Origin of the sequence: Antarctobacter sp. (assembly GCF_048262615.1) — a bacterium.
GTDB lineage: Bacteria > Pseudomonadota > Alphaproteobacteria > Rhodobacterales > Rhodobacteraceae > Antarctobacter.
This window is the reverse complement of sequence record NZ_JBLXFB010000004.1, coordinates 86,579-112,760: the sequence shown is the minus strand read 5'-3', so window position 1 is coordinate 112,760 and position 26,182 is coordinate 86,579. Positions and strand designations below refer to the sequence as shown.

Annotated in this window: 24 protein-coding genes; 13 read left to right on the top strand and 11 right to left on the bottom strand. The window is 65.7% G+C overall.

Features of this window, described 5'->3' with window-relative positions; translation table 11 throughout:
• Positions 1–145 precede the first annotated feature (145 nt).
• The 6 genes from ACN0S5_RS05970 to ACN0S5_RS05945 all read left to right on the top strand — a co-directional run bounded on the left by ACN0S5_RS05970 (position 146) and on the right by ACN0S5_RS05945 (position 6,855).
• Positions 146–565, top strand: coding sequence for an acyl-CoA thioesterase (locus ACN0S5_RS05970; RefSeq protein WP_417206909.1), 420 nt, complete (start codon positions 146–148; stop codon positions 563–565).
• Positions 566–695: 130 nt separating this feature from the next.
• Complete coding sequence (locus ACN0S5_RS05965) at positions 696–2,042, top strand: glutamine synthetase family protein (RefSeq protein ID WP_417206907.1); 1,347 nt, start codon at positions 696–698, stop codon at positions 2,040–2,042.
• Positions 2,043–2,083: 41 nt separating this feature from the next.
• A complete protein-coding gene (locus ACN0S5_RS05960) occupies positions 2,084–2,782 on the top strand; it encodes a type 1 glutamine amidotransferase (RefSeq protein WP_417206904.1) in 699 nt (232 codons plus the stop codon).
• 17 nt (positions 2,783–2,799) lie between these two features.
• A complete protein-coding gene (locus ACN0S5_RS05955) occupies positions 2,800–4,173 on the top strand; it encodes a glutamine synthetase family protein (RefSeq protein WP_417206902.1) in 1,374 nt (457 codons plus the stop codon).
• A gap of 15 nt (positions 4,174–4,188) precedes the next feature.
• Complete coding sequence (locus tag ACN0S5_RS05950; protein ID WP_417206901.1) at positions 4,189–5,490, top strand: NAD(P)/FAD-dependent oxidoreductase; 1,302 nt, start codon at positions 4,189–4,191, stop codon at positions 5,488–5,490.
• A gap of 159 nt (positions 5,491–5,649) precedes the next feature.
• Entirely contained in the window at positions 5,650–6,855 is a 1,206-nt protein-coding gene (locus ACN0S5_RS05945; protein ID WP_417206899.1) for a DegT/DnrJ/EryC1/StrS family aminotransferase, read from the top strand.
• Positions 6,856–7,023: 168 nt separating this feature from the next.
• Here ACN0S5_RS05945 and phaR read toward each other — a convergent pair whose 3' ends face one another.
• Together phaR and xseA are read right to left on the bottom strand one after the other, a co-directional pair.
• Positions 7,024–7,560, bottom strand: a complete 537-nt coding sequence (gene phaR, locus ACN0S5_RS05940; RefSeq protein WP_417206897.1) for a polyhydroxyalkanoate synthesis repressor PhaR — start codon at positions 7,558–7,560, stop codon at positions 7,024–7,026.
• Between the two features lie 102 nt (positions 7,561–7,662).
• Complete coding sequence (gene xseA / locus ACN0S5_RS05935; RefSeq protein ID WP_417206895.1) at positions 7,663–9,204, bottom strand: exodeoxyribonuclease VII large subunit; 1,542 nt, start codon at positions 9,202–9,204, stop codon at positions 7,663–7,665.
• Positions 9,205–9,382: 178 nt separating this feature from the next.
• On the opposite strand from xseA, the gene purD reads away from it, so the two are divergent.
• Genes purD through ACN0S5_RS05920 form a run of 3 tightly spaced genes read left to right on the top strand, consistent with a single transcriptional unit; the run spans position 9,383 to position 12,232 of the window.
• Positions 9,383–10,648 (top strand): phosphoribosylamine--glycine ligase, encoded by a 1,266-nt coding sequence (purD, locus tag ACN0S5_RS05930; protein ID WP_417206892.1) that lies wholly within the window; start codon positions 9,383–9,385, stop codon positions 10,646–10,648.
• Positions 10,641–11,243 carry a hypothetical protein gene (locus tag ACN0S5_RS05925; protein WP_417206890.1) on the top strand — a complete coding sequence of 201 codons (603 nt, stop codon included), beginning with the start codon at positions 10,641–10,643 and terminating at the stop codon, positions 11,241–11,243. Before purD ends, ACN0S5_RS05925 begins: the two co-directional genes overlap by 8 nt.
• 38 nt (positions 11,244–11,281) lie before the next feature.
• Complete coding sequence (locus tag ACN0S5_RS05920) at positions 11,282–12,232, top strand: DMT family transporter (protein ID WP_417206888.1); 951 nt, start codon at positions 11,282–11,284, stop codon at positions 12,230–12,232.
• On the opposite strand, the gene ACN0S5_RS05915 is transcribed toward ACN0S5_RS05920, so the two are convergent.
• On the bottom strand, positions 12,153–12,839 hold the full coding sequence (locus tag ACN0S5_RS05915) for a thiamine diphosphokinase (RefSeq protein ID WP_417206887.1): 687 nt from the start codon (positions 12,837–12,839) through the stop codon (positions 12,153–12,155). The genes ACN0S5_RS05920 and ACN0S5_RS05915 overlap by 80 nt on opposite strands.
• A gap of 138 nt (positions 12,840–12,977) precedes the next feature.
• On the opposite strand from ACN0S5_RS05915, the gene ACN0S5_RS05910 reads away from it, so the two are divergent.
• The gene (locus tag ACN0S5_RS05910; protein ID WP_417206885.1) at positions 12,978–15,380 is read left to right on the top strand and encodes a hypothetical protein; all 2,403 of its coding nucleotides are present in this window, start codon (positions 12,978–12,980) and stop codon (positions 15,378–15,380) included.
• A gap of 90 nt (positions 15,381–15,470) precedes the next feature.
• Here the strand turns inward: ACN0S5_RS05910 and ACN0S5_RS05905 are convergent, their stop codons facing one another.
• Together ACN0S5_RS05905 and ACN0S5_RS05900 are read right to left on the bottom strand one after the other, a co-directional pair.
• Complete coding sequence (locus ACN0S5_RS05905; RefSeq protein ID WP_417206884.1) at positions 15,471–15,698, bottom strand: DUF2842 domain-containing protein; 228 nt, start codon at positions 15,696–15,698, stop codon at positions 15,471–15,473.
• 56 nt (positions 15,699–15,754) lie between these two features.
• Entirely contained in the window at positions 15,755–17,050 is a 1,296-nt protein-coding gene (locus ACN0S5_RS05900; protein ID WP_417206882.1) for an adenylosuccinate synthase, read from the bottom strand.
• 142 nt (positions 17,051–17,192) lie between these two features.
• Between ACN0S5_RS05900 and ACN0S5_RS05895 the strand changes: the two genes are divergently transcribed.
• Positions 17,193–17,588, top strand: a complete 396-nt coding sequence (locus ACN0S5_RS05895; RefSeq protein WP_417206880.1) for a DUF6524 family protein — start codon at positions 17,193–17,195, stop codon at positions 17,586–17,588.
• A gap of 4 nt (positions 17,589–17,592) precedes the next feature.
• On the opposite strand, the gene ACN0S5_RS05890 is transcribed toward ACN0S5_RS05895, so the two are convergent.
• From ACN0S5_RS05890 to ACN0S5_RS05875, 4 genes are all read right to left on the bottom strand, one after another.
• Positions 17,593–18,009: a CAP domain-containing protein gene (locus ACN0S5_RS05890; protein WP_417206878.1), complete on the bottom strand. Its 417-nt coding sequence runs from the start codon at positions 18,007–18,009 to the stop codon at positions 17,593–17,595.
• An 11-nt stretch (positions 18,010–18,020) separates the two neighbouring features.
• Entirely contained in the window at positions 18,021–19,367 is a 1,347-nt protein-coding gene (locus ACN0S5_RS05885; protein ID WP_417206875.1) for an 8-oxoguanine deaminase, read from the bottom strand.
• An 87-nt stretch (positions 19,368–19,454) separates the two neighbouring features.
• A complete protein-coding gene (locus ACN0S5_RS05880) occupies positions 19,455–20,264 on the bottom strand; it encodes an inositol monophosphatase family protein (protein ID WP_417206873.1) in 810 nt (269 codons plus the stop codon).
• A gap of 48 nt (positions 20,265–20,312) precedes the next feature.
• Positions 20,313–20,684, bottom strand: a complete 372-nt coding sequence (locus tag ACN0S5_RS05875; RefSeq protein ID WP_417206871.1) for a helix-turn-helix domain-containing protein — start codon at positions 20,682–20,684, stop codon at positions 20,313–20,315.
• 289 nt (positions 20,685–20,973) lie between these two features.
• Here ACN0S5_RS05875 and ACN0S5_RS05870 point away from each other — a divergent pair, with 289 nt between their 5' ends.
• Both ACN0S5_RS05870 and ACN0S5_RS05865 read left to right on the top strand, forming a co-directional pair.
• A complete protein-coding gene (locus ACN0S5_RS05870) occupies positions 20,974–21,939 on the top strand; it encodes an NADPH:quinone oxidoreductase family protein (protein ID WP_417206869.1) in 966 nt (321 codons plus the stop codon).
• Positions 21,940–22,021: 82 nt separating this feature from the next.
• Positions 22,022–23,761 carry a hypothetical protein gene (locus ACN0S5_RS05865; RefSeq protein ID WP_417206867.1) on the top strand — a complete coding sequence of 580 codons (1,740 nt, stop codon included), beginning with the start codon at positions 22,022–22,024 and terminating at the stop codon, positions 23,759–23,761.
• On the opposite strand, the gene ACN0S5_RS05860 is transcribed toward ACN0S5_RS05865, so the two are convergent.
• Complete coding sequence (locus tag ACN0S5_RS05860; protein ID WP_417206865.1) at positions 23,758–24,735, bottom strand: Gfo/Idh/MocA family protein; 978 nt, start codon at positions 24,733–24,735, stop codon at positions 23,758–23,760. The two genes, ACN0S5_RS05865 and ACN0S5_RS05860, sit on opposite strands and share 4 nt — an antisense overlap.
• A 345-nt stretch (positions 24,736–25,080) precedes the next feature.
• Complete coding sequence (gene rpoH, locus ACN0S5_RS05855) at positions 25,081–25,977, bottom strand: RNA polymerase sigma factor RpoH (protein ID WP_417206863.1); 897 nt, start codon at positions 25,975–25,977, stop codon at positions 25,081–25,083.
• Positions 25,978–26,182 lie beyond the last annotated feature (205 nt).

Here is a 26,182-nt window from a genome sequence, read left to right as displayed (position 1 = left end):
GGTGTCCACGCGTGGACAGCTTTGCGCCTTAGCAAAATCAATGGGTTACAGAGGCGAATTTACCTATCGTTAGGAAACGGCCATCATTTGATGGCCCCCCGCTGGCCATCGCCGCGCCGGATGACACCCACAGGAGACGCCGCCCATGCCCGCCATGACTACCTACCGCGCCACCGTCGACCCGTCGCATTGCGACTTTCTGGGCCACATGAATGTCTCACGCTATTTCGCCGCCTGTTCTGATGCGGTCTTTGCCTTGCAGGCGGAACTGGGGCTGACGCCTGCGGACATGCGCGGCGGGCGGCGGCTGTCCTTTGCGGTGGTCCATGCAGAAAGCGATTTCCGCGCCGAACTGCACGCGGGCGACCTGTTGCGGGTGGAAACCGATGTGGTGGCGATCGGGACCAAGACGATGACCTTTCGCCATCGTCTGTACCGCTGCCCGGAAGAAACCCTGTCGTTCGAGTCGACGTTCAAGGGCGTGCTGCTGTCGCTGGAGACGCGGCGCGCGGTGGAGGTGCCGCAGGATGTGCGGGACCGGGCCGCGGCGTTTCTGGCGGAGTAAGCGCGCCCACGGGTCCGCCCGTTTTGCCAAGATTTTGACGGCTTGCCCGCCCCCGTTCAACGCCCCCCCTTGCCGGATCGTCGCGGCTGGCATATGAATTTGATCAAATTTCAAAACAGACGAGTCTCAAATGACCGCCCCCAGCGCCGACTGGCTGCACGACCGCCCGCAAATCCGCACCATCCGAGCCGCTGCCTGTGACGTGAACGGCGTCGCACGCGGCAAGCGTATGCCCATCCCCAGCGCGATCAAGATGCTGACCGATGGCACCCGCTTTCCCTTTTCGGCGCTCAACGTCGACATCTGGGGAGAGGACATCGAGGACAGCCCGCTGGTCTTTGACAGCGGCGACCGCGACGCCATCCTGTTCCCGACAGAACGCGGCTTTGTCCCGATGCCGTGGCTGGAAGCGCCCAGCGCCCTGCTGCCGATCTGGATGTTCCATGAGGACGGCCGCCCCTATGGCGGCGATCCGCGTCATGCGCTGGCGACGGTGCAGCAACGCTTTGCCGACAAGGGTCTGACGCCGGTGGTGGCGGTGGAACTGGAATTCTACCTGATCGACGACAGCGCGCGGCGCTTGCAGGTGCCGGTGTCGCCGCGCACCGGCAAGAGGCGCAACGCCGCCGAAGTCCTGAGCATCCGGGCGCTGGACACCTTTGACGTGTTTTTCACCGACCTCTACGAGGCCTGTGAATTGATGGACATTCCCGCCGATACGCTGATCTCGGAAGCCGGTCTGGGCCAGTTCGAGGTCAACCTGATGCATCAGGCCGACCCGCTGAAGGCGGCGGACGATGCGTGGCTGTTCAAGATGCTGGTGAAGGGTCTGGCGCGCAAACACGGCTTTGCCGCCAGTTTCATGGCCAAACCCTATGACGATTATTCCGGCAACGGGATGCACGCGCATTTTTCCGTGCTGGACAAGGACGGCAAGAACATCTTTGACAACGGCGGCCCCGAAGGCACCGAGGCGCTGCTGCACGCCATCGGCGGCTGCATCGCGGCGCTGTCGGACAGCGCGCTGATCTATGCGCCGCATCTCAACAGCTATGAACGGATCGTGCCCGGATCACACGCGCCCTCGGCGATCTGCTGGGCCTATGACAACCGCACCGCGGCGGTGCGCGTGCCATCCGGCGCGCCGGTCGCGCGGCGGATCGAGCATCGCGTGGCGGGTGGTGACGTGAACCCCTATCTGGCGCTGGCCGCCATCCTTGGCGCGGCCCTGATGGGGATCGAGGACAAGATGACCCCGCCAGAGCGCATCACCGGCAACGCCTACGATCAGGACCTGCCGCATATTCCGCGCGACTGGGGCGGGGCCATCGACGCCTTTGACGCCAGCCCCTATATGCCGCGTATCTTCCCCAAGGAACTGATCCGCAATCTGGTGCTGACCAAGCGGCAGGAAATGCGCGACATGGAAGAGCTGACAAAGTCGGAACAGACGGAAATCTATCTGGATACGGTGTGATCTTGGGACGCTTTCGTCATACGCCAACGCATAGGTGACACATGAAGATCGGTATTCTTCAGACCGGGATCGTGGTGCCGGAACTGGCCGAAACCCACGGCCAGTACCCGGATATGTTCATCGACCGGCTGGCCCACGCGGGGTTCGCGTTTGAAACATGGGCGGTGGTGAACGGTGAGTTCCCGCCGGGGCCAGAGGCGGCGGATGGCTGGCTGATCACCGGATCGCGGCACGGCATCTATGAGGATCACCCGTGGCTGCCGCCGCTGGAGGAATTAATCCGGCAGATCGTGGCGGCGGGCAAACCGCTGGTTGGCATCTGCTTTGGCCATCAGGTGATCGCGCAGGCCTTGGGCGGCGAGGTTGTCAAATTCCCCGGCGGCTGGTCGATCGGGCCGCAGGTCTATGACTTTGCCGGGCGCGGACCGAAAACCGTGATGGCATGGCATCAGGATCAGGTGATCACCCCGCCCGAGGGGGCGCGGACCGTCGCCTCCAGCGATTTTTGCACCCATGCGGCGCTGCTGTATCCCGGTCAGGCCTACACGGTGCAGCCGCATCCTGAATTCAACGCCCCCTTTACCAAGGGTCTGATCGACAAACGCGGGCGCGGCGTGGTGCCGGACCCGCTGCTGGCGCAGGCTTCGGCAGAGATCGATACGCCGCTGGACAACGCCGAGATGATCGACGACCTGATACACTTCCTGAAACACAAGCAGTTGCCAGAGCGCGCCGCCTGAAACGCAAAGGACATACCGTGGACAAAAGCGCCCAGATCGACTGGACCGAAAACCTGCCCGAAGCGGCCCATGCCTACCTTGAGGGGCGGCGTCTGGACGAGGTGGAGTGCATCATCTCGGACCTGCCGGGGATTGCGCGGGGCAAGGCGGTTCCGGCGTCGAAATTCGCCCGTCAGTCGTATTTTCACCTGCCCGACTCGATCTTTTTCCAGACCATCACCGGCGACTGGGGAGAGGCGGCCTCGGAAGAGGGGTTTATTGAGCGCGACATGGTCCTGCGCCCCGACATGACCACCGCGACCGCCGCGCCGTGGACCGGCGACTGGACCTTGCAGGTGATCCACGATGCCTATGACCGGCACGGCACGGCGGTGCCTTTCAGCCCGCGCAACGTGCTGAAACGGGTGGTTGCCCTGTACGAGGCACAGGGGTGGAAGCCGGTGGTCGCACCGGAGATGGAATTCTATCTGGTGGCGCGCAACATCGACCCGGCCAAGGATATCGAGCCAATGATGGGCCGTTCCGGTCGCCCGGCGGCGGCGCGTCAGGCCTATTCGATGACGGCGGTGGATGAGTTCGGCCCGGTGATCGACGACATCTATGATTTCGCCGAGGCGCAGGGCTTTGAGATCGACGGTATCACGCAGGAGGGCGGCGCCGGGCAGTTGGAGATCAACCTGCGCCATGGCAACCCGGTCAAGCTGGCCGATGAGGTGTTTTTCTTCAAGCGGCTGATCCGCGAGGCGGCGCTGCGGCACGATTGTTTCGCGACCTTCATGGCCAAGCCCATCGCCGATGAACCGGGCAGCGCCATGCATATCCACCATTCGGTGCTGGATATCGAGACCGGGCAGAACCTGTTTTCCGGTCCGCAGGGCGGTGAGACGGATGCGTTTTTCCACTTTATCGGCGGGTTGCAGACGCATCTGCCCTCGGCCATCGCGGTCATGGCGCCCTATGTGAACAGCTATCGCCGCTACGTGAAGGACCACGCCGCGCCGATCAATCTGGAGTGGGGACGCGACAACCGCACTACCGGCATCCGCATTCCCCTGTCCGGCCCCGAGGCGCGGCGGGTGGAAAACCGGCTGGGGGGGATGGACTGCAATCCCTATCTTGGCATCGCGGCCTCGCTGGCCAGCGGCTATCTGGGCCTGATGGAAGAGCGCAGGCCCTCGAAACAGTTCAAGGGCGATGCCTATGAGGGCGAGGGCGACATCCCCCGCGTTCTGGGTCAGGCGCTGGACATCTTCGACGAGGCCACCGCCCTGCACGAGGTTCTGGGGCCAGAGTTCGCGCGGGTCTATTCCATCGTGAAACGCGCCGAATACGATGAGTTCCTGCAAGTGATCTCGCCGTGGGAGCGTGAGCACCTGCTGCTGAACGTCTGATCGCGGAGCGGGCCCGTGAACCTCTTGTTCAGCAACGACCGGCGCGGCGAATACCCCGAAAGCTGGTATGCGGCGGTGACGCCGCCCCTGCCGCCCTTCCCGGTGCAAAAAGGTGAGATGCGGGCCGATGTCTGCGTCGTGGGCGGCGGCTACACCGGCCTGTCGGCGGCGCTGCATCTGGCAGAGACCGGGCTGGACGTGGTTCTGGTCGAGGCGCATCGCGTGGGCTTTGGCGCGTCGGGACGCAATGGCGGCCAGTTGGGATCGGGCCAGCGGCAGGATCAGGTCACGCTGGAAAAGATGGTCGGGCGCGACGCCGCTCGCGTGCTGTGGGATCTGGGCGAGGACGCCAAGGCGCTGGTGCGCGATCTGGCGGCGCGGCACGGCATTGACTGTGACCTGCGCGACGGCATCGCTTGGGCCGGGTCCTCAGCCGGGGCAATGCGCGATCTGCACGCCTACGCCGCGCATATGGACCGGGTCTATGGCTATCCGATAGAGGCGCTGGACCCGGACGGGTTTGCCGCGCTGTGCCCCTCACCGCTGTATCGGGGCGGGATTGTCGACCGGGGCGCGGGGCATCTGAACCCGCTGAAGCTGGCCAAAGGTCTGGCGCAGGCGGCACAGGCCGCTGGCGCGCGGATCTTCGAGCGCAGTCTGGTGCTGGACGTGACCGAGGGGGCCAAACCCACGGTCAAGACAGAATCCGGGCGGATCACGGCGGATCATGTCGTGCTGGCCTGCAACGGCTATCTGGGACGGTTGAACCGGCGCGTGGCGGCCCGTGTCATGCCGATCAACAATTTTGTCGTCGCCACCGAGCCGCTGGGCGCCCGCGCCGCCGAGGTGCTGACGCAGGACGTGGCGGTCTCTGACGACCGCTTTGTCGTCAATTACTTCCGCCTGTCGCCCGACAAGCGGTTGCTGTTCGGCGGCGGCGAAAGCTATGGCTATCGCTTTCCCGCCGACATCCGCGCCACCGTGCGCAAACCGATGACAGAGGTGTTTCCGGCGCTGCGCGACGTGGCGTTGGACTATGCATGGGGCGGCACGCTGGCGATCACGCTGAAACGCCTGCCCCATCTGGAACGGGTTGCGCCCAACATCCTCAGCGCCTCGGGCTATTCCGGCCACGGCGTCGGCAACGCGGTGCAGGCGGGCAAGCTGATGGCCGAGGCGATCCGCGGGCAATCCGCCGGGTTCGATGCCTTTGCCGCCCTGCCCTCACCGGCCTTTCCCGGCGGGCCGCGTCTGCGCGCGCCGCTGCTGACGCTGGCAATGACTTGGTACGCGATGCGCGACCGGCTGGGCGTCTGACGGCCACTCAAGCCCCCCCTTTCTCCGCAACCACGCCGCGCCTCGGCGATGCCGCGCGGCTGTAATTCGCCGCCAAAGCGCTTTGCGTCGCTTTTAGGCTTCCCCGACGCGCGCATCTGATTTACATTTTTGAAAACCAAAATTCAGGATTTTGAAAACATGCTCCCGAATATGCACGACGCCGAACCGATCCCAGCCGAGGCCCGCGCCGAGATCGACCGCCTTTTGCAGTCCGGCGACCTGTTTCGCTACACCGCCCCCGAAGATGCCCCCGTCGCGCTGCTGGAACGCGAGTTCGCCGCCTTCATGGGGACAAAATACGCGCTGGCGGTGTCCAGTTGCTCTGCCGCGCTGTTCCTGTCGCTGGAGGCGCTGAACCTGCCCAAGGGCGGGCGCGTGCTGATCCCCGGCTTTACCTTTGCCGCCGTGCCGTCATCGGTCATTCATGCCGGTCTGGTGCCGGTGCTGTGCGAGGTCGGGGAGAACTATCGCATCGACATGGCGGATTTCGCCGCCCGCCTGCCCGCGGTCGACGCCGTCATCGTCAGCCACATGCGCGGCCATACCTCTGACATGGACGCAATCCTGGCGCTCTGCGCCAAGGCCGGTGTGCCGGTGATCGAGGACGCGGCGCATAGCCTTGGCACCACATGGCACGGGCGCAAGATCGGCACGCTGGGCCGGGTCGGCTGTTTCAGTTTCCAAAGCTACAAGCTGGTCAATGCAGGCGAAGGCGGCATTCTTGTCACCGACGACGCCGATCTGGTGGCGCGCGCGGTGATCCTGTCGGGGGCCTATGAGCACGCATGGGCCAAACACCTGACCCCCGGCGACAATACCGCCGAACTGGAACAGGCCTTTGCCCGCTGGCAGAACAAGCTGCCGCTGTACAACCTGCGCATGTCGAACCTGTCGGCAGCGGTGATCCGTCCGCAACTGTCCCACATCGACCAGCGCGTTGCCGATGGCCGCCGCAATCACGACCACGTCGCCGCCACCATCACCAAAAGCCCATGGATCGACGTGCCCGCGCATCTGCCGCCCGAGGAACGCGCGCCGGATTCGCTTCAGTTCAACCTGACCGGCCTGTCGGACGATGAGGTCCGCGACTTTGTCGCCGCCGCTGCCGACGAAGGTGTCAAGGTGCAGGTCTTTGGCCTGAGCCGCGACAACGCACGGGCCTATTGGAACTGGCAGTTCCTGCCCGAAATGCCCGAGCTTCCGCGCACGCGCGCCATGCTGATGCGCGCCTGCGACACCCGACTGCCTGCCCGCCTCACACTCACGGACTGCGATGCCGTGGCCGCGATTCTTGTGCGCGCCGCGGAACAGGCCGCAACACCGACGCGCGCCTACGGCACTTGAGGCCGGTACTGCCGCCGGGATGCGCCCTGTTGGGGGCGCGTCCCGGCACGGTTTGACCGGGACAGGATCTGTCCCGGTTGCGCGCAGGGATTGCCACAATGAAAAACGGCCCGGACAAACCGGGCCGCGCAAACCGATTGCGTGCGGGGCCGCGCCCCACAGCGCCGGTTACTTTTCCAGCTTGGACAGTTTGCTTTGCAGGTCTGTGAGCTGTTGCTTGATCGATTCGAGGTCTTCCTTGCCCTGCGACGCGGATTTTTTGCCTTCTGCCTCGTCCGCCGCCCCGGTCATCGCCTTCATAAAGGCCTCTTGCTGGGCCTGCATCGCCTCAAGGCTTTTGGCCATCGGGTTCATAGAGTTCACGTTCTCCAGCCATTTCGACTGGCTGTCGCGGAACATCTCGAAGCTGGCGGCCAGAAACTGCGGCACGGCGCTGGTGGCATGGGTCGTATAGCTGCGCACAAGGTCGGTCAGCACGCTGATCGGCAGCACGCTTTGGCCCTTGCTCTCGTTCTCGGCCACGATCTGTAGCAGATACTGCCGGGTCAGGTCGTCGCCGGATTTCAGGTCGATGATCTTGACCTCGCGCCCGTCGCGGATGAACCCGGCAATGTCCTCAAGTGTGACATAGTCGGAGGTTTCCGTATTATAGAGCCGCCGGCTGGCGTAGCGCTTGATCAGAAGCGGTTTTTCACTCTCGGCCACAGGCTCCCCTCCCTTGCCAATGATGCATTGCAGCAATCCTATGCGAGCGCAGAAGAAAAGGAAAGTCCAGCGGTGTTTATCCTGCGGATGGCCACAAGGCGGTCAGAACAGGCTGCCCTGTTCGGGCGGCTTGCGCTTGGCCGGTTTGCGGGATGAAGAGCCGCCGCCAAGTTTCAGCTTGCCATCGGCAAATTCGATTTCGAGACCGGTGGCGTTTTCCGCCGCCGCCTTGGTGGTCACCACATGGCCGTCGCCGCGCACCACCGCATAGCCGCGCCGCAGCGTCTCGCGGTAGCCCAGCGTCTCATGCAGGCGGGTCAGGGCGTCCAGCCGGGCGCGCAGATCGGTCTGGCGGGCGTCTTGTCCATCCGCCAGACGGCGGGTCAGATCGGCCAGCCGGGTCTGCTGCACCGCGATCTCGCGCAGGATGGCGCGCGGGCTGAGCCGGTCGGCGCGGCGGCCCAGCGCCTCGCGCCGGACCTGCACCAGACGGTCCAGCGCGGGCTTGAGCCGCGCAGCGCGTTCCGACAGGCGGCGCTGCTCGACCGACAGGGCGCGCGTCAGGACAGCGGGGCGCAGGCTGCCCGCGACCTCTGACAGCGCCAGCTTGCGGCGGTCGACGCTGCGGGTCAGCGCCTGCGGCAGCCGTTCGCCCATGATGTCCAGCCGCTGGCGCGGCCCGTCCAGCAATTCCTCGACCCGTGGCAGGGCGCGGGACAGGTCGCGCAGCCGCTGGCCGCGCACCTCCAGCCGCTGCACCATGGCGCGGTCCGTCCGCGCGCCGAAATCGCGCACCGCGCCGATCAGGTCCATCCGTACCGGCACCGCCAGTTCCGCCGCCGCCGTGGGGGTGGGCGCGCGCCGGTCGGACACAAAGTCGATCAGCGTGGTGTCGGTCTCATGCCCCACCGCCGAGATCAGCGGGATCTCGGAGGCCGCCGCCGCCCGCGCGACCGCCTCTTCGTTGAAGCCCCACAGATCCTCGACCGAGCCACCGCCGCGCGCGACAATCAGCAGGTCGGGCCGGGGCAGCGCGCCGCCGGGCGTCATCCGGTTGAACCCCTCGATGGCGCGCACCACCTCGGGCGCGCAGTTCGCGCCCTGCACAGCCACCGGCCAGATCAGCACCTTGCGCGGGAACCGCTCGCGCAGCCGGTGCAGGATATCGCGGATCACCGCGCCCGAGGGCGAGGTCACAACCCCGATGATCTCTGGCAGATAGGGCAAAGGCCGCTTGCGCTCTGCCGCGAACAGCCCTTCGGCCTGCAACATCGCCTTGCGCTTTTCCAGCATGGCCATCAACGCGCCCGCCCCCGCCGGGCGGATTTCCTCGATGACGATCTGATATCTGGACTGGCCGGGGAAGGTGGTCAGACGGCCGGTGGCGACCACCTCCATCCCCTCTTCGACCGGGGCCTGCTGACGCGCGGCGACGCCTTTCCACATGATCCCCGCAATCACCGAGCGGTCGTCCTTGAGGTCCAGATAGACATGCCCGGACTTCGGACGGCTGACGCGCCCGACCTCGCCGCGCACCCGGACAAAGCCGAACTCGCCCTCGATCACCCGTTTCACCGCGCCCGACAGCTCGGTCACTGAGAACTCCGGCGTGTTGCCCTCTGGTCCGTCCTCGATCAGGTCCATGCCGCCTCGCTTGCTCTTGCCTGCGCGGGACCTTAAACGACCCCCAACCGCCGGAAAAGCCACCCTGGGCTTCTTCTCTGTCCAAATACCCCGAGAAGTCGCCCAAGCGACGGGGGCATGCCGAAAGCACGCCTCTGGCATGACGCCCCACCCTCCCGGCCCAACAAGGAGCACGCCCGTGAATATCCTCATCCTCGGCAGCGGCGGCCGTGAACACAGCCTCGCATGGGCCACGCTGCAAAACCCCAAATGTGACAAGCTGATCGTGGCCCCCGGCAACGCGGGGATCGAACAGATCGCCGAATGCGCAACGCTGGACATCGAAGACCCCGGCGCGGTCACCGAATTTGCTGGCGAACACGCCATCGATCTGGTGATCATCGGCCCCGAGGCCCCGCTGGCGGCGGGTGTCGCCGACCGTCTGCGCGAGGCGGGGTTTCTGGTCTTTGGCCCCTCTGCGGCAGCGGCCCAGCTAGAGGCCTCCAAGAAGTTCACCAAGGAAATCTGCGATGCCGCCGACGCGCCGCAGGCCAGCTGGGTTGCCTTCAACGGCCCCTCGGGCGCGCACCACTATATCGAGGCGGTCGGCGCACCCATCGTGGTCAAGGCCGACGGGCTGGCCGCTGGCAAAGGCGTGGTGGTGGCGATGGATGAGGCCACGGCCAAGGCGGCGGTCGATGAGATGTTCGGCGGTGCCTTTGGCGAGGCCGGGGCCGAGATCGTGATCGAAGAATTCATGACCGGCGAAGAGGCGTCTTTCTTTGTGCTGGTCGACGGTGAGACCTGCCTGCCCATCGGCACCGCGCAGGATCACAAGCGCATCGGCGAGGGCGACACCGGCCCCAACACCGGCGGCATGGGGGCCTATTCTCCCGCCCCGGTCATGACGCCGGAGGTCACGCAAAAAGCCCTCGACCAGATCGTGCGGCCCACGATGGCCGAGATGGTCAAACGCGGGATGCCCTATCAAGGTGTGCTCTATGTCGGTCTGATGATCGAGGACGGGCAGCCCCGATTGGTGGAATTCAACGCGCGCTTTGGCGACCCGGAATGTCAGGTGCTGATGCTGCGCCTTGGCGCGCAGGCGCTGGACCTGATGCATGCCTGCGCCGAGGGGCGGCTGGCAGAGGCGCAGGTCACATGGGCCGATGACCATGCCCTGACCGTTGTGATGGCGACCGATGGCTACCCCGGCCCCTATGCCAGGGGCAGCGAGATCGGCGGTCTGGACGGCTTGCCCGAGGACAGTTTCCGGATGATGTTCCACGCAGGCACCAAGGCCGAGGGCGGCCGCGTTCTGGCCAATGGCGGGCGGGTGCTGAACGCCACCGCGCGCGGCGACACCCTCCAAGAGGCGCGCGACCGGGCCTATGCCATGGTCGACGCGGTGGACTGGCCGCAGGGCGTGTTCCGCCGTGACATTGGCTGGCGGGCGCTTGACTGAGACCTTCACCTTTCGCCGCGCGCCGCTGCGCGCGGCGACCGGCTGGCGGCTGGAGGGCGATCTGCTGATCGGCCCGCCGGAATGCCCGGTACCACGCTGCGCCCTGACAGAGATCGAGGCGGCGGTTTTTGTCGATATGTCGGTGCAGTTTATGCGGCTGCGGCGGCTGGACCTGATCGGCCCGTCCGGCCCGTTCCGGATTGCCATCAACGCCCGTCGCGGCCTGCCCCCGGATGACCCCGACCGCGCCGCGCACCGGGCGCTGTGTCAGGCGGTGGCGACGCGACTGGCCGAACGCGCGCCGGATCTGCCGGTCAGGATCGGGGAAAGCGGCGGATTGCGCCGGGTCTGGTTCGGGATCGGTCTGCTGTCGCTGCTGACCGGCCTTGGGATCGGGGCCGCCGCGCTGGCCACTGGCGTCAGGTCCGACCGGCTGGTCGGCATGGCTGTGCCGCTGGCGGCGCTGGCCGTGTTTGGCGGCATGCTCCTGCATCGTTACGCGCCGTGGCGCAAACAGGCCGAAATCCCGGTGTCGGCGCTGCCCGCCTTGCTGGCGGCGCTTGATACCGCAAAGGCCCCATCGCGGGGCATTTGATCATTTCGCCCATCGCGTACCGGCGCTAGGGTCGCGGCATGACCCTCACTGATCACGATAAGCCGCTGCTAGGCGTCACCCTGATGCTGGGCTTCTGCCTACTGGCCCCCTTTGCGGATGCATTGGCCAAGCTGCTGGGCCCCGAGATGGCGGTGGGCCAGCTTGTCACCCTGCGCTTTGTCTTTCAGGCGGCGATTCTGGTGCCGCTGACGCTGCTCACCGGGCGGGTCTGGCGGATGGACCTGCGCACGTTTGGTTTTGTGGTGCTGCGCACCTTGCTGCACATCGCGGGCGTCGCCTTCATGTTCAGCGCGCTGCTGTTCCTGCCGCTGGCGGATGCGGTGGCCATCGCCTTTGTGATGCCCTTCATCATGTTGCTGCTGGGCTACTGGTTTCTGGGCGAAGAGGTTGGCCTGCGCCGCCTTGTCGCCTGCGCCGTCGGCTTTGTCGGCACCCTGCTGGTGGTGCAACCGGCCTTTACCGACATCGGCTGGCCCGCGCTGCTGCCTGTGGGGGTCGCGGTGATCTTTGCCTTTTTCATGCTGGTGACGCGGCGCATTGCCGGGACCACCGATCCGATCGGTATGCAGGCGGTGTCGGCGATGGTCGCGTTAGTCCTGCTGGTGCCGGTCATCGCGCTGACGCCCGCCGACGTTCTGCCCGAACTCGCGTGGATCCCGCCAAGCATGCGGGGCTGGACCCTGATCGCGCTGATGGGCACCGCCGGGACCTTTGCGCATCTGCTGATGACGTGGTCGCTGCGCTATGCCCCCGCCGCGACGCTGGCCCCGATGCAGTATCTTGAGATCCCATTTGCCACCGCCGTGGGCTTTGCCATCTTCGGCGACCTGCCCGGCCCGCTGGCCACGGTGGGCATCGCCATCACCATCGGCGCGGGTCTTTATATTGTCATCCGCGAGCGGGCCATGTTCCGGGCGCGTCCGCCAGCCCCGCAAGCAATGCACTCAGGCACGCCACCGGCAGGATAAGCAGCATTGCAGGCCCGTCCAGTGTCAGCCGCACCGGCCCGTCGACCTCGTTCGAGGTGCCGGTGGTGCCTGCGGGGGTGAACGTCAGACCGTCGATGGGCCAGCGCAGCCCCGTCGACCGTCCGGTCACCGGAGCCATCGGATACAGCGAAAAGCGCGTGCCCGTCGGCAGGTCCAGCGACAGATCCGGCGGGCAGACCATCACCACGTCCTCGGCCCCGATCAGCAGGCAGCGCCGGTCCGCGCGTCTGACCAGCACCGTCATCGCGGCAAGCTGATGATCCAGCCGCTGCCCCAGAAAGCCGTAGCCAAAGACCAGCGGTGCCTCGATATGGCGCAGGCATTTGTCGAAATCGGTGCTGTTCTGTTCCGGGATCGCGCGCAGGACGCCCGCGTCCAGTTGCGCCTGCACCTCTGGCGACAACGAGTCCATGTCGCCATAAACCGCGTCCGGCATCCGCCCCAGCGCCAGCACCTGCGCCGCACCGCCATCGGCGGCCACCACCCGGCCCGCCGTCGGCAAAGCCGCCGCAAGAACCTGTCGGTCGACCTCTCCGCCACCGACCAGCAGCACTGGCGCGGAGTATTGAACAATTTTAGTATTCATGGCCGATTAATGACGGTTTGGGAAACAGACCACAATCCGGTCATGAAATGATACCGTTGACGGCACAGATTCGAACAGCTTTCGTCTCGGTCAACGTGGTAAACACACTGTTGCAGAACGAATGAAAGTGAGCAGACCATGGTGAGTTCGAGCAAGATCCTGACCGTGTCCTATGGCACCTTCTCCTGTACCGCCGAAGGATTTGACGATCCGATGGAAGTGGTCAAGGAAACAACGCATTTCTTTCGCGGCGTTGTGGGCGAGGATCGGTTCTTTGGTGCCGAACCGCCGCAGTTCGACCCGGAACTGGCCACCGAATACCTGCGCGACCGGATGGCCGACACCGGCGGCACGCTGTCGCTGGGCAGCCCGCCACGGGTGATGGCCGCCGCCGCCTCTGCCGGGGCGATGGCCGCCGCGATGAAAAGCCCCGCCGCACACACAGATGATCAGGACGCCCTGCTGCCCGATGACGACACCATCGAGGCCACCGCCGTCCTGACGGAAACTTTGGCGCCGGACGTGTCCGACCTCGACCATGAGGCCGTGCTGGACCATCTGGTGCCCGACGGGCCGGAGGCGGCGCCTGCTCCGCTCGCCTCCGCTCCGGACGATATCGCCGCCAAGCTGGACCGCATCCGCGCCGTTGTTGCGCAGACCGCCGAGGAGGACGCCGAAGACGACGCGCCCGAAATGGCGCCCGAAATGACAGATGTGCCGGACGAGGCCCCTGTGGTCGAGAGCGCCGAAACGCTTGTCGCAGAGCCCGTTGTCGAAGAGCCTCTGGTCGAAGACTCCCTCGTCGAAGATCCCCTTGCCGAAGCGGCGCTTTTCGATGAAACGCCCGAAGAGCTGTCCCTGCCCGATGAGGCACCAGAGGACGACACCCCGGAGGAAGAGGCGCGGGATGACGCGCTCGAATCGCTGCTGGGGGAACTGGTGGTCGAAAGCGGCGAGGCCGACGCCGCCGATCTGACCGACGACATCGACCTTGACGACGATGACCTTGACGACGACGACTTCGACGATGACGCCGCAGACAGCGCCCTGGACGCCGCCGTCGCCAGCCTGATGGCCAGCAATGGCAATGACGATGCGCCCGCCGGGTCGGCACCGATTGCCGCTGCGGTCTCTGCGGTCGCGGCGTTGGCCGCCGGGCAGTCCGACGATGACGACGACGACGCACCAGAGACCGCCGAGCTGGATGCCTTTGACGCGCTGGACGAGACGGATATCACGGACAGCGCCCATAGGGACACAGACCACACCGCCGCGCCCGTTCTGGGCCGGAACTGGGCCGCCGAAGGGCCCATGTCGCCCCGGTCCGAATCCGAGCCTGCGGAAATTGCCGAAACACCGGCCCCCGCCCATGACCCGGCCCCTCAGGCCCCGCAACCGCACGTGCGGGCCCGCGTGGTCAAGGTCAAGCGCGCCGCCTTTGAACAGGCCATCGACAATGGCATCCTCGAAGAGATCGAGGACGACGCCCCGCCGCCACCTGCGCCCAAGGCCGAAACCAGCAGCCTGTCGCCCGACGAAGAAGAGGAACTCGCCCGCGAACTCGCCGCCGTAAAGGCCGAACTCGCCAGCGATTTCGGGGCTTGGGATGACGACGATGCCGACCCGGACCCGACCTTTGCGTCGACCATGCCGGGCATTGCTGACGTTGATCCCGAAGCGGATGAGCACGACACCGACCATGCCGCGCCGCTGCGCCTCGACAACCCCATTGCCGCAGCCGACACGTCGGTCGGTCCGGACTGGGACGAGGACCGCGACGAAGAGATGCAGAGCAGCGCCCGCAAGGCCGTCAAACTGGCCAGCCCGGCCCGCGCCCTGCTGACCGAACGTGAGGTCAAGGACGACGACACCTCGCGCCTGATGGACCAGACCGACAATGAGATGGACGAACCCGAAGGCAACCGCCGCCGCAGCGCCATTGCGCATCTGCGCGCCGCCGTCGCCGCGACCAAGGCCGACCGCCTGCTGGGCAAAAAGGCCGACGCCGCCGAAGAGCAGGAACCCTACCGCGAGGATCTGGCCAGCGTGGTGCGCCCGCGCCGCCCGCAAAGTGTCTCACGCCCGACCGAACGCCCCGAGGCCCCGGCCGAGGCACCGACACCGCTGAAACTGGTGGCCGAACAGCGCGTTGTGGCCTCGAATGAGGTCGCGCCCGCAGCAGAGACCGGCGGTCCGGTCCGTCCGCGCCGCGTGCGCCGCACGGAACCGGCCCCCGCGCCCGCGATGGTCGCGGGCGACACGACGGGCTTTGCCGCCTTCGCCGAGGATGTGGGCGTCAAGGATCTGCCCGAATTGCTGGAGGCCGCCGCCGCCTACATGTCTTATGTCGAGGGCCGCGATCAGTTCTCGCGCCCGCAACTGATGACCACCCTGCGGCAGGCGGAACTGACCGACAGTTCGCGTGAGGACCGGCTGCGCAGCTTTGGCCAGCTTCTGCGCGAGGGCAAGATCCGCAAGACCTCGGGCGGCCGGTTCACTGCCGCCGAAACGATCAGCTTCAAGCCCGCCGCCAACGGCTGAGCCTGTCCTGACACATGAATCACAGCACATGAAAAAGCCCCCCGCGACCGATGTCGCGGGGGGCTTTTGCCTGTCAAAGACCGGCGGGGGTCAGTCCTTGGCGTCCGGGTCCGGCTGGCCGACGCCCTTGAAGATCGGTTTCAGCGGCAAGATCCACGCGACACCAAAGACCACGTAGATCACCAATTCGACAAGCAACGGCAACTGCCACAGGTTCAACCGGCTCAGGATGCCCCATGCCAGCACGATATACAGCGGGAACCCCACCAGCAGCACAAAGAGGGACCACCGCTTGCGCGCCTTGTAGCTGAGTGCCATGTTCTTGCTCCTCTTGGCGGCACGGCGGGGGGATCGCCCCGCCCCTGCCTGCGGATTTAGTCCTCGAAGGGGTCGGTGACCAGAATGGTGTCGTCACGCTCTGGCGAGGTCGACAGCAGCGCCACCGGACAGCCGATCAACTCCTCGACCCGGCGCACGTATTTGATCGCTGCCGCGGGCAGATCGGCCCAGCTGCGCGCGCCTTCGGTCGACTCGGCCCAGCCGTCCATTTCCTCGTAGATCGGCACACAGCGCGCCTGCGCGTCGGCGGCAAAGGGCAGATAGTCCAGCCGCTCGCCGTCCAGATCGTAGGCGACGCAGATCTTGAGCGTCTCGAACCCGTCCAGCACGTCCAGCTTGGTCAGTGAGATGCCGTTGACGCCGCTCGTCGCGCAGGTCTGGCGCACCAGAACCGCGTCGAACCAGCCACAGCGCCGCTTGCGGCCCGTGGTGGTGCCGAACTCATGGCCGCGTTCGCCCAGCCGCTGGCCGTCGGCATCCTCCAGTTCAGACGGGAACGGCCCCTCACCGACGCGGGTGGTGTAGGCCTTGACGATGCCCAGCACAAAATCGATCGCCCCCGGCCCGATGCCGGTGCCGGTCGCCGCCTGACCGGCGATCACGTTGGAGGAGGTGACAAAGGGATAGGTGCCAAAGTCGATGTCCAGCAGCGCGCCCTGCGCGCCCTCGAACAGGATACGATCCCCGGCGCGGCGCTTTTCGTTCAGGATCTTCCAGACCGGACCGGCGTATTGCAGGATTTTCGGTGCAATTTCCCGCAGTTGCGCGATCAGCGCGGCGCGGTCCACCGGCTCGATGCCCAGACCGCGGCGCAGTGGATCGTGGTGCTGCAACGCGCGGTCCACCCGCGCCTCCAGCGTGGCGTCATCGGCCAGATCGGCGACGCGAATCGCCCGGCGGCCCACCTTGTCCTCATAGGCGGGGCCGATGCCGCGCCCGGTGGTGCCGATCTTGGTGCCCTTGCTGGCGGCCTCTTCGCGGGCGCGGTCCAGCTCACCGTGGATCGGCAGGATCAGCGGCGTGTTCTCCGCGATCATCAGCGTTTCCGGCGTGATTTCAACGCCCTGCGCGCGCACCGTCTCGATCTCACCGATCAGGTGCCAGGGGTCCAGCACAACGCCATTGCCGATCACCGACAGCTTGCCCTGACGGACAACGCCCGAGGGCAGCGCGTGCAGCTTGTAGACCTTGCCATCGACGACAAGGGTATGACCCGCGTTGTGACCCCCCTGAAAGCGGCAGATCACATCCGCCCGGCTGGACAGCCAGTCGACGATCTTGCCCTTGCCCTCGTCACCCCACTGCGCGCCCACGACGACCACATTAGCCATGGATTTCCCCTTTACCGGCGTTGCAAACCCGCGTGTGTATACGCGCGCAATCCCGCCTGCGAAACCGCAAAAACGCCGCAAGAGGCTGGACAGGGGCGGCGTGTCAGGGCAGCAAGGCACCAAACTCCGGGAGGCCACCAAAATGAGTTTCTTTCTGCGCTGGCTCTTTGCCTTTGTGTTGCTCGCAGCGACGTTCAATCCGACGCAGTGGAACTTTGTCCGCTGGGCGTCGGCCAATTTCGACAGCCAGATGCCGGTGGTGGTGCTGCTCGGGCTGGTGCTGCTGATCGGCTACATCATCTATCTGCGCGCCACGCTGCGGTCGATCGGCCTGTTCGGCATGGCGCTGATCCTCGCGCTTGTGGGGGCGATTCTCTGGGTGCTGATCTTTTACGGGCTGGTCGACCTCAGCAATCCCAAGCTGGCCACATGGGTCGGCATCTTTGCCCTGTCGCTGGTGCTGGGCGTGGGCCTGAGCTGGTCGATCATCCGGCGCAAGCTGTCCGGTCAGGTCGATATGGACGACGTCGAGGAATAACGCCTCAACAGCCGTCGCGGCCCAGCACAAGCACCCAGATATTGCCGTCGCCGCGCACCAGAGCGTAATCCCTGACACCGCCGTTCAGCATGTTGCGGCGGTGTCCGGGTGAGGTCATCCAGTCGGCAAACACCTCTTCAAGGCTGCGCTGGCCCTTGGCGATGTTCTCGGCGATCTGGCAGGGGCGATAGCCGGCGCGGCGGGCGCGGTCCATCGCGTCGCTGCCGTCGGACCCGCTGTGCGCAAAGAACCCCCGGCGCGCCATGTCGCGCGCGTGGCGGCGCGCCGCCTTTTCCAGCGTTGCAGAGGTGGACAGCGGCGCCAGCCCCGCCTCGGCCCGCAACCCGTTCAACAGCGCGCGTTCCTCACCGGCACCGGCGGCCCCCGCCGCCATCACCAGCGCCAAAGCCAACCACCGCATCCCGTGCCCTCCTACACTGTTTCCGCCAGCCTCCGCGCCAAACGGGTCTGGCGTCCAATCGCGGCCTCCAGATCGAAACTGACGACCTGCCCGGCCCTGACCACCTCGCGTCCCTCGACAATCAGGCCATGCACCCGCTGCGGTCCCGCCAGCAACAGCGCCGCCGGATCCCAGCTGCCCGCGCTTTCGACGCCAGTGACATCCCACAGCGCCAGATCCGCCCGTTTGCCCACCGCGATCTGACCGCAGTCGTCGCGGCCCAGCACCTCGGCCCCGCCGCGCGTGGCAATCCACAGCGCCTCACGCGCGCTCATGGCGTCCGCGCCGCGTGTGACCCGTTGCAACAGCATGGCCTGCCGCGCCTCGGCCACAAGGTTGGCCATATCATTGCTGGCCGATCCATCGACGCCAAGCCCAACCTTCACGCCCGCGTCCCGCATCGCCCGAACCGGCGCAATTCCGCTGCCCAGACGGCAGTTGGAACAGGGGCAATGCGCCACGCCGGTCCGGGTCCGCGCGAACAGATCGATCTCTTGGCTGTCCAGCTTGACGCAATGGGCGTGCCAGACGTCATCGCCGGTCCACCCCAGATCCTCGGCGTATTGGCCGGGGCGACAACCGAATTGCGCCAGAGAATAGGCGATATCCTCATCGTTTTCGGCCAGATGGGTGTGCAGCATCACCCCCTTGTCGCGCGCCAGCAAGGCGGCGTCGCGCATCAGATCACGGCTGACCGAAAACGGCGAACAGGGGGCGACGCCGACGCGCACCATCGCGCCGGGGCGCGGATCGTGAAAGCCGTCGATGACCCGGATGCAATCCTCCAGAATCGCCGCCTCACGCTCGACCAGACTGTCGGGCGGCAAGCCCCCGGCGCTTTCGCCAATGCTCATCGCGCCGCGCGTGGGATGGAAGCGCAACCCCACCTCCGCCGCCGCCGCAATGGTGTCATCCAGCCGCGCGCCGTTGGGATAGAGGTACAAATGGTCAGAGGTCAGGGTGCAGCCCGACAGCGCCAGTTCGGCCAGCCCGACCTGCGCTGAGACAAACATCTCTTCGGGGCCAAAGCGCGCCCAGATCGGGTAGAGCGTCTTGAGCCAGCCGAACAACAACGCATCCTGCCCGCCGGGCACCGCGCGGGTCAGGGTCTGATACAGATGGTGGTGCGTGTTCACGAGGCCCGGCGTGACCACGCAGTTGCCCGCCTCGATCACCGTGCCATTTGTGGTCAGCCCCTGCCCGATCTCTGCGATCACCCCGTCGCGCAGCCGCAGGTCGACGCCGGACAGTTCGGTTTTCGCGTCGTCCATACACAGGACGGTGCGCGCATTGCGGATAAGACGTTCGGATTGTGCCATGTCAGACTCTCACTGGGCCCCATTTCGGTGAGAGATCCACAGCAGCGCGCCAGAAAAGGGGAAGGACGCACGCTCTGCGCGGCGTCTCTAGCCGTTTGCCCGCAAAAAGTCCAGCGCGGCGGCGTGAATCCGGGGGTTGGCGGCGGCCACCGCGCGCCCGCCGTCATGGACCGGGCCGCCCTCCCAGTTGGTGACAAGGCCGCCTGCGGCCTCGATCACCGCGATGGGGGCAAGGATGTCATAGGTCTGCAACCCGGCCTCGATCACCAGATCGATCTGCCCCGCCGCCAGCAGCGCATAGGCGTAACAATCCATGCCATAGCGCACCAGCCGCGCCTGCGCCGCGACCCGGTCAAAGCCTGCGCGGTCGGCGGGCGTGCCGACCTCTGGAAAGGTGGTGAACAGGATCGCCTGATCCAGCCCGGTGGTGTCTCGGGTGCCCAGCGCGCCTGCGCCATGCGGCCCGGCGAAATCGGCGCGGCCAAAGCCGCCGCGAAACCGTTCTTGGGTGTAGGGCTGGTCGATCACGCCGTATAGCGGCCCCTGCGCGTCGCGGACCGCAATCAACACGCCCCAAGTGGGCGTGCCGGACATAAAGCCGCGGGTGCCGTCGATCGGGTCCAGCACCCACGTCAGGCCGCTGTTCCCGGCGCTGGTGCCGTATTCCTCACCCAGAATCGAGTCGTTTGGGCGCAGCCGCGCCAGCAGATCGCGCATGGCGCGTTCCGCCGCCCGGTCGGCCGCTGTCACCGGATCGAATCCGGCCCCGCCGGCCTTGTTTTCGGTGGCCAGCCCGTGCTGTCGGAAATACGGCAGAATCACCTTGCCCGCCGCGTCGGCCAGGGCCTCGGCGGTGTCCATCAGCTCAACTGCGAGATCCCCTGCGATCCGATCCATGCGTCCCTCCTGTGCCCGTCACCGGGCTACAGCAGGGACTGGACCGGCTCAAGCCACGTCAGAGAGAACGCGCGCCAGTTCGAACAGACGGCGGCGCTGGTTTTCCGGGATCGCGTAGTAGGAACGCACCAGATCCAGTGCCTCCTTGTCGCCCATGATATCCGCCGGAACGCTTTCGCCGCTCTGCGGTTCGGCATTCTCGTTCTCGATTCCCTCGAAGAAAAAGCTCACGGGCACGTCCAGAGCATCGGCAATGTCCCAGAGCCGCGAGGCACTGACACGATTGGCGCCGGTTTCGTATTTCTGGATCTGCTGGAACTTGATACCGACACGTTCTGCCAGTTGCTGCTGGGTCATTCCGACCAGCCAACGGCGATGCCGGATTCGTTTGCCGACGTGAACATCCACGGGGTGCGCCATCTGTGTCTTCCTGTACTATGGGTGTGACCAGATGAGCCGGGACCGAACCCCAATCCCCCAAAGACCCGCATCATCCTGCACGTATATACCCTGAATTGCTACATCATAACGGTCCCCGAAATCAAGCCGCGCGACCACCCATTGATGGAAAACCAAACCCAAAAACACGACAAAGTTGAATAGGGTCCTTATCCTTTTGGATACTTTTGCAGGGCATCGGGATGGTCGATGGCTTTGCCTCCTGTGCGATCTCCGCTAGGCAAAGGCATAATCTCAAGCGGAGACCGGTATGCGCGCCTACTATCTGACCGACCACAACAGCCCGCCTAGCCTGAGCGAGATCGCCGTGCCAGAGCCCGCTTCGGGCGAAATCCGGCTGCGTATCGCCGCCTGCGGACTGAATTTCGCCGACCTGCTGATGCAGACCGGCACCTATCAGGACACCCCCGCCCTGCCCTTTGTCCTCGGGATGGAGGTGTCGGGAATCGTCGATGCGGTTGGCGAAGGTGTCGAGGGGTTCAAACCCGGCGACCGGGTGGCGGTGTTTGGCGGCAAGGGCGGTCTGGCGGACTACGGCTGTTTTCCGGCTTCCCGCGCGGTGCATCTGCCCGACAGCATGGGCTGGGTCGACGCCGCCGCCTTTCAGATCGCCTATGGCACCAGCCATGTGGCACTGGACCACCGGGCGCACCTGCAACCGGGTGAGACGCTGTTGGTGCTGGGGGCAGCAGGCGGCGTCGGCCTGACGGCGGTGGAGATCGGCAAGCTGATGGGCGCGCGGGTTGTGGCCTGCGCACGCGGCGCGGACAAGCTGGCCGCCGCCAAGGCCGCCGGGGCCGACCACCTGATCGACGCCTCCGACGCCGACATCCGCGCCGAGATGAAGGCGCTTGGCGGCGCGGATGTGGTCTATGACCCGGTCGGCGGCGACCAGTTTCAGGCCGCCTTCCGGTCCTGCCGACCAGAGGCGCGCATCCTGACCATCGGCTTTGCCTCCGGCGAGGTGCCGCAGATCAAGGCCAATCACCTGCTGGTCAAGAACCTGTCGGTCATGGGCCTGTACTGGGGCGGCTATCTGGAGTTCCGCCCCGAGGTGCTGACCGGATCGCTGGCGCAACTGATGGCGTGGCACGCCGAGGGGCGGATCAAGCCTCACGTCAGCCACGTCCTGCCGCTGGACCGCGCGGCAGAGGGGATGGAACTGCTGCGCAACCGCAAATCCACTGGCAAGGTGGTCGTCACGCTGGACGTCTGACGCCCCATTTTCGCCATAGGCGCGGGTTAACCACGGCTGAGGGGGCCCCGGCCCCCCGAACGCCTCTCCGGGAAGACCCGCCATGACCCGAACCGCCCATGTCCTGCCAACCCTCGTGGCGCATCTGCTGCTGCTGGCGCTTGGCGGCGCGGCCCTTGCCATGCCAGAGGCGGTGCTGGCGCGGGTCTCACACCTCGCCGGTCCGTTCGAGACGCGCGACTGGCTGATGCGCGGCTTTGGCGCCGGGATGATCGCACTGTCCCTGGCGCTGTGGATCGACGCCCGCCGGGCGGAGGGCCAGCCCGTCGCCGGGCTGCTCTGGCTGCTGGGCGCGGGACTGACGGCTTGTTTCCTGCTCTATGCCCAGCAACTCTCCGATTGGTGGATCGACGACGCGGGCATCACCTTTTCCTACGCGCGCTCATTGGCCGAGGGCGCGGGCCTGACCTTTCATCCCGGCACCCCACCGACCGAGGGCTATTCCAGCACCACATGGATGGCGACCCTTGCGGCGGCGCACAGCCTAGGCGTCGACATCCCGCAGGCGGCCAAAACCATCGGCCTTGGGCTGACGGTCCTGACCCTGTGGATCAGCATCACTTGGGTCTGGCGCGTGACCGAAAGCGCGCTGGCCATGGTGCTGACCGTCGCGGCCATCGGCACCGCCCCCACGGTGGTCTGGGCGACCTCGGGGCAGGAACACGCGCTGCAAGCGCTGCTGCTACTGCTCATCGCGGTCGCCGCCCATCTGCGTCGCTGGCGGCTGCCGGTGGCGCTGTTGCTGTCACTCCTTGTCTGGACCCGCCCCGAAACCCCACTGATCGTGATCGCCGTCTTTACCGCCGCGCTGTACATGACCCGCGTCGAAGAGGGGCGCACCCGGTTCTGGCGCAACCTGATCCTTGCCGCGCTGCCCTTTGCCGCCTTTGCCGGGCTGATGGCCTTTCGGATGCAGTATTTCGGTGATCCCTTCCCCAACCCCTACCACGCCAAGACCTCGGCCAGCAGCTTTGCCGGGCTGGTCAATCCCTTTGGCGGCGGCTGGCGCTATGTCTGGGGCGGGTTGCAGGACAGCGGGCTGATCCTGATGCTGCCGCTGGTCATGGTGGTCGGGGCAAGGGACAGCCTGCCGCGCCGCTGGGTGATCTTTGCCGCGCTGGCCGGGCACATCGGCTTTGTCGTCTGGGCCAAGGGCGACTGGATGGGACAGTACCGGTTCCTGATGCCGGTGCTGCCGCTGATCGTGCTGCCTGCGGTCATGGCCATCGACCACGGGTTTTCCCTGCGGTCGCGGGCCTGGCTTGCCACGCTCGCCTCTGTCGCGCTGTTTGCCAACACGCTGACGCAGGTGGACAAGTTCGACGCCGACCCGACCACGCCTTTGGCGGTGGTGTCAGAGATCGGTCAGAATTTTGCCAAGGTGGCCGAACGCATGAGCATCCAAAGCCCCCTGCTGGCGCATCACGACGCGGGCGCGATCAGCTATGAACGATCCATAGGCCTTGTCGATCTGGGCGGGCTGGTCGACCGCGACGTGGCCAAGAACATGGGCAACGCCGAGTTCCTGCGCCCCTATATCTTTGAGCAAAAACAGCCGCATTTCATCTTTGGCGCGCGCAACTTTGCCGCTGCATCCGGCTTTCTGGACGGTCCGGAATTGGCGCGCGACTATGTCCCGCTGCGGTTTCCGAACCATCCGATCATGGAGAGCGACTATTCCCACATCCGCCGCGACGCGGTGCAAGAGGCGACAGGCATCACCCTTACCCGCGACGCAGATGGCACCCTGACAGAGGTCATCGTGACCGATCTGGATCCCTAGCCTGCCTGCTCTTTGGCCCAGACCATGTCGATCATCGCCTGTGTGCCCCGGCTGAACTCCAGCGGACAGGGGTAATGCACCTTGTCCAGCACGCTGGCGTTGAACGCCTCGACCTGATGGACATAGTGATTGTCCGAGGGAAAGCGATACGCCGTCTCCACCAGATCCTTGGATTGCACCAGCACCCGCGCCTCACCGTAAACGCCTGCGTTAAACGGCGCGGTCAGCTTCATCACGCCGTCCTCACCGTGAAAGACCACCTCTTGCCACGGCGCCATCCGCATAGAGACGATGCCGGTGTAATGGTACGAGGGAAAGCGCGCGGTGATATGTGTCCAGACGTCCACGCCGTTTTCGCGCACCACCTCTGCCGACAGGATCTCTTCCGGCTCTTCGCCGGTCACAAAGCGGGTCGCGCCATAGATATAGACACCGATATCCGGCACTGCGCCGCCGCCGGTGTCCGCCCGGTTGCGGATGTTGCCGCCATCGGTGCGGTTGTCATAGGAAAACGCGGCTGACACGCGCACCAGCTTGCCGATCGCGCCTTCCTGATACAGTTGGCTGGCCTTTTGCCACTGCGGGTGATGCACAATCATATAGGCCTCTGCCGCCAGCAGGCCGGTCTCATCCCGCTTGGCGATCACCGGGTCAAACTCTGCCGCCGTCATCGCCAGCGGCTTTTCCACCAGCACGTTTTTGCCCGCCTCCAGCGCCTTGAGCGCCCATTCCACGTGCAGATGGTTGGGCAGCGGCACATATACCGCGTCGATCTCCGGGTCCGCCAACAGCGCGTCATAGCTGTCATGGACGCGCAGCCCCGGTGCCAGCGCCGCAAACGGCGCGGCCTTGTCCGGCGACGAGGTTGCCAATGCGGCCAGCCGCCCGCGTCGCCCCATATGCAGCGCCGGTCCCATATGTTCGCGCGCGAATTTCGCAGCGCCCAGAATGCCCCAGCGAACGTGGTTTGTCATGGCTCAATCCTTTTGTGATTGCGGTAACCTTACTTCATGCGCGCCCGCCTGCAACACCTGGCTGATCGGGGTGACGCCCGTTGGCTCCCGCCGCGCAACCGCGCCACCGACAGGCCCCTGTCGCGCCTTGTGCCGCCTCCGCCGCCGCGCGGGACGCTCCGCGCCTGGGGCGGCGCGCCTGACATGTCGCCGGATCGGGGGTCGGCCCGCCGTGCGACCACTGACCACCCGTCAGGTCATGAAAAAACCCCCACCGGAAAACCGATGGGGGCCAACCCGTGCCTTGGAACACTTGAGGGAAGTCTTGGGCCGGGGTTGTCGAACGGCGGTCGCACGAACCCTGTGTCAGGCGCTGACCAGCATCCCCTGATCCTTGGCCAGCTCGCGCATCCGCTTTTGCAGCTTTTCAAACGCGCGCACCTCGATCTGGCGGATGCGTTCGCGCGACACGTCGTATTGTCCCGAAAGCTCCTCCAGCGTGACCGCCGACTCTTCCAGACGCCGCTGGGTCAGGATGTCCTTTTCGCGGTCGTTCAGAACCTCCATCGCCTCGGCCAGCAAGGCGCGCCGCGCCTCCAGCTCATCGCGTTCGGCGTAATCCCCGGCCTGATCGGCGTCTTCGTCCTCCAGCCAGTCCTGCCATTGCATCGTGCCCTCGCCTTCAGAGCCGACGGTGGCATTCAACGAGGCATCGCCGCCCGACAGACGCCGGTTCATGCTGATGACTTCGGTTTCGGTCACCCCCAGATCGGTGGCGATCTTCTGCACATGTTCCGGGCGCAGGTCGCCCTCTTCCAGCGCGCCGATGCGCGCCTTGGCCTTGCGCAGGTTGAAGAACAGCTTTTTCTGCGCGCTGGTGGTGCCCAGCTTGACCAGCGACCACGACCGCAGGATGTATTCCTGAATCGACGCCCGGATCCACCACATCGCATAGGTCGCAAGGCGAAAGCCCTTTTCCGGGTCGAACCGTTTGACCGCCTGCATCAGACCCACATTGGCCTCGGAAATCACCTCTGCCTGCGGCAGCCCGTAACCGCGATAGCCCATGGCGATCTTGGCCGCCAGCCGCAGGTGCGAGGTGACCATCTGGTGCGCCGCTTCGGTGTCTTCATCCTCGACCCAGCGCTTGGCCAGCATGTATTCCTGATCCGGTTCCAGAAGGGGGAATTTCCGGATCTCCTGAAGGTAACGGCTCAGGCCCGCTTCCGGCGAGGGTGCCGGCAAATTTGCATAGTTCGACATTGTTTGTGTCCCTCCGTTCGGACCCGCATGTTACGGGGCTTAACATTAGTTAGGTAACTGAACGCTTCAGTTCAAGTCCTGGACCCGTCGCATTCTATTTGAACCGCAGCTATGACCCAGCCTCCGGGCTGTCACGCTTTATGTCACAGCGTCACGAAGACGTGCTTGGTTCCGATATTCCTGCAATACATGCAGAACTGCATAC

Bases quoted from the DNA above. Each gene is read 5' to 3' on its own strand.
- ACN0S5_RS05970 (WP_417206909.1), top strand. From the start codon at position 146: ATGCCCGCCATGACTACCTACCGCGCCACCGTCGACCCGTCGCATTGC.
- ACN0S5_RS05900 (WP_417206882.1), bottom strand. From the start codon at position 17,050: ATGGCTAATGTGGTCGTCGTGGGCGCGCAGTGGGGTGACGAGGGCAAG.
- ACN0S5_RS05870 (WP_417206869.1), top strand. From the start codon at position 20,974: ATGCGCGCCTACTATCTGACCGACCACAACAGCCCGCCTAGCCTGAGC.
- ACN0S5_RS05945 (WP_417206899.1), top strand. From the start codon at position 5,650: ATGCTCCCGAATATGCACGACGCCGAACCGATCCCAGCCGAGGCCCGC.
- ACN0S5_RS05915 (WP_417206887.1), bottom strand. From the start codon at position 12,839: ATGAATACTAAAATTGTTCAATACTCCGCGCCAGTGCTGCTGGTCGGT.
- ACN0S5_RS05880 (WP_417206873.1), bottom strand. From the start codon at position 20,264: ATGGATCGGATCGCAGGGGATCTCGCAGTTGAGCTGATGGACACCGCC.
- ACN0S5_RS05890 (WP_417206878.1), bottom strand. From the start codon at position 18,009: ATGCGGTGGTTGGCTTTGGCGCTGGTGATGGCGGCGGGGGCCGCCGGT.
- ACN0S5_RS05895 (WP_417206880.1), top strand. From the start codon at position 17,193: ATGAGTTTCTTTCTGCGCTGGCTCTTTGCCTTTGTGTTGCTCGCAGCG.
- ACN0S5_RS05865 (WP_417206867.1), top strand. From the start codon at position 22,022: ATGACCCGAACCGCCCATGTCCTGCCAACCCTCGTGGCGCATCTGCTG.
- ACN0S5_RS05965 (WP_417206907.1), top strand. From the start codon at position 696: ATGACCGCCCCCAGCGCCGACTGGCTGCACGACCGCCCGCAAATCCGC.
- ACN0S5_RS05960 (WP_417206904.1), top strand. From the start codon at position 2,084: ATGAAGATCGGTATTCTTCAGACCGGGATCGTGGTGCCGGAACTGGCC.
- ACN0S5_RS05875 (WP_417206871.1), bottom strand. From the start codon at position 20,684: ATGGCGCACCCCGTGGATGTTCACGTCGGCAAACGAATCCGGCATCGC.
- rpoH (WP_417206863.1), bottom strand. From the start codon at position 25,977: ATGTCGAACTATGCAAATTTGCCGGCACCCTCGCCGGAAGCGGGCCTG.
- ACN0S5_RS05910 (WP_417206885.1), top strand. From the start codon at position 12,978: ATGGTGAGTTCGAGCAAGATCCTGACCGTGTCCTATGGCACCTTCTCC.
- xseA (WP_417206895.1), bottom strand. From the start codon at position 9,204: ATGGACCTGATCGAGGACGGACCAGAGGGCAACACGCCGGAGTTCTCA.
- ACN0S5_RS05920 (WP_417206888.1), top strand. From the start codon at position 11,282: ATGACCCTCACTGATCACGATAAGCCGCTGCTAGGCGTCACCCTGATG.
- ACN0S5_RS05905 (WP_417206884.1), bottom strand. From the start codon at position 15,698: ATGGCACTCAGCTACAAGGCGCGCAAGCGGTGGTCCCTCTTTGTGCTG.
- ACN0S5_RS05860 (WP_417206865.1), bottom strand. From the start codon at position 24,735: ATGACAAACCACGTTCGCTGGGGCATTCTGGGCGCTGCGAAATTCGCG.
- ACN0S5_RS05885 (WP_417206875.1), bottom strand. From the start codon at position 19,367: ATGGCACAATCCGAACGTCTTATCCGCAATGCGCGCACCGTCCTGTGT.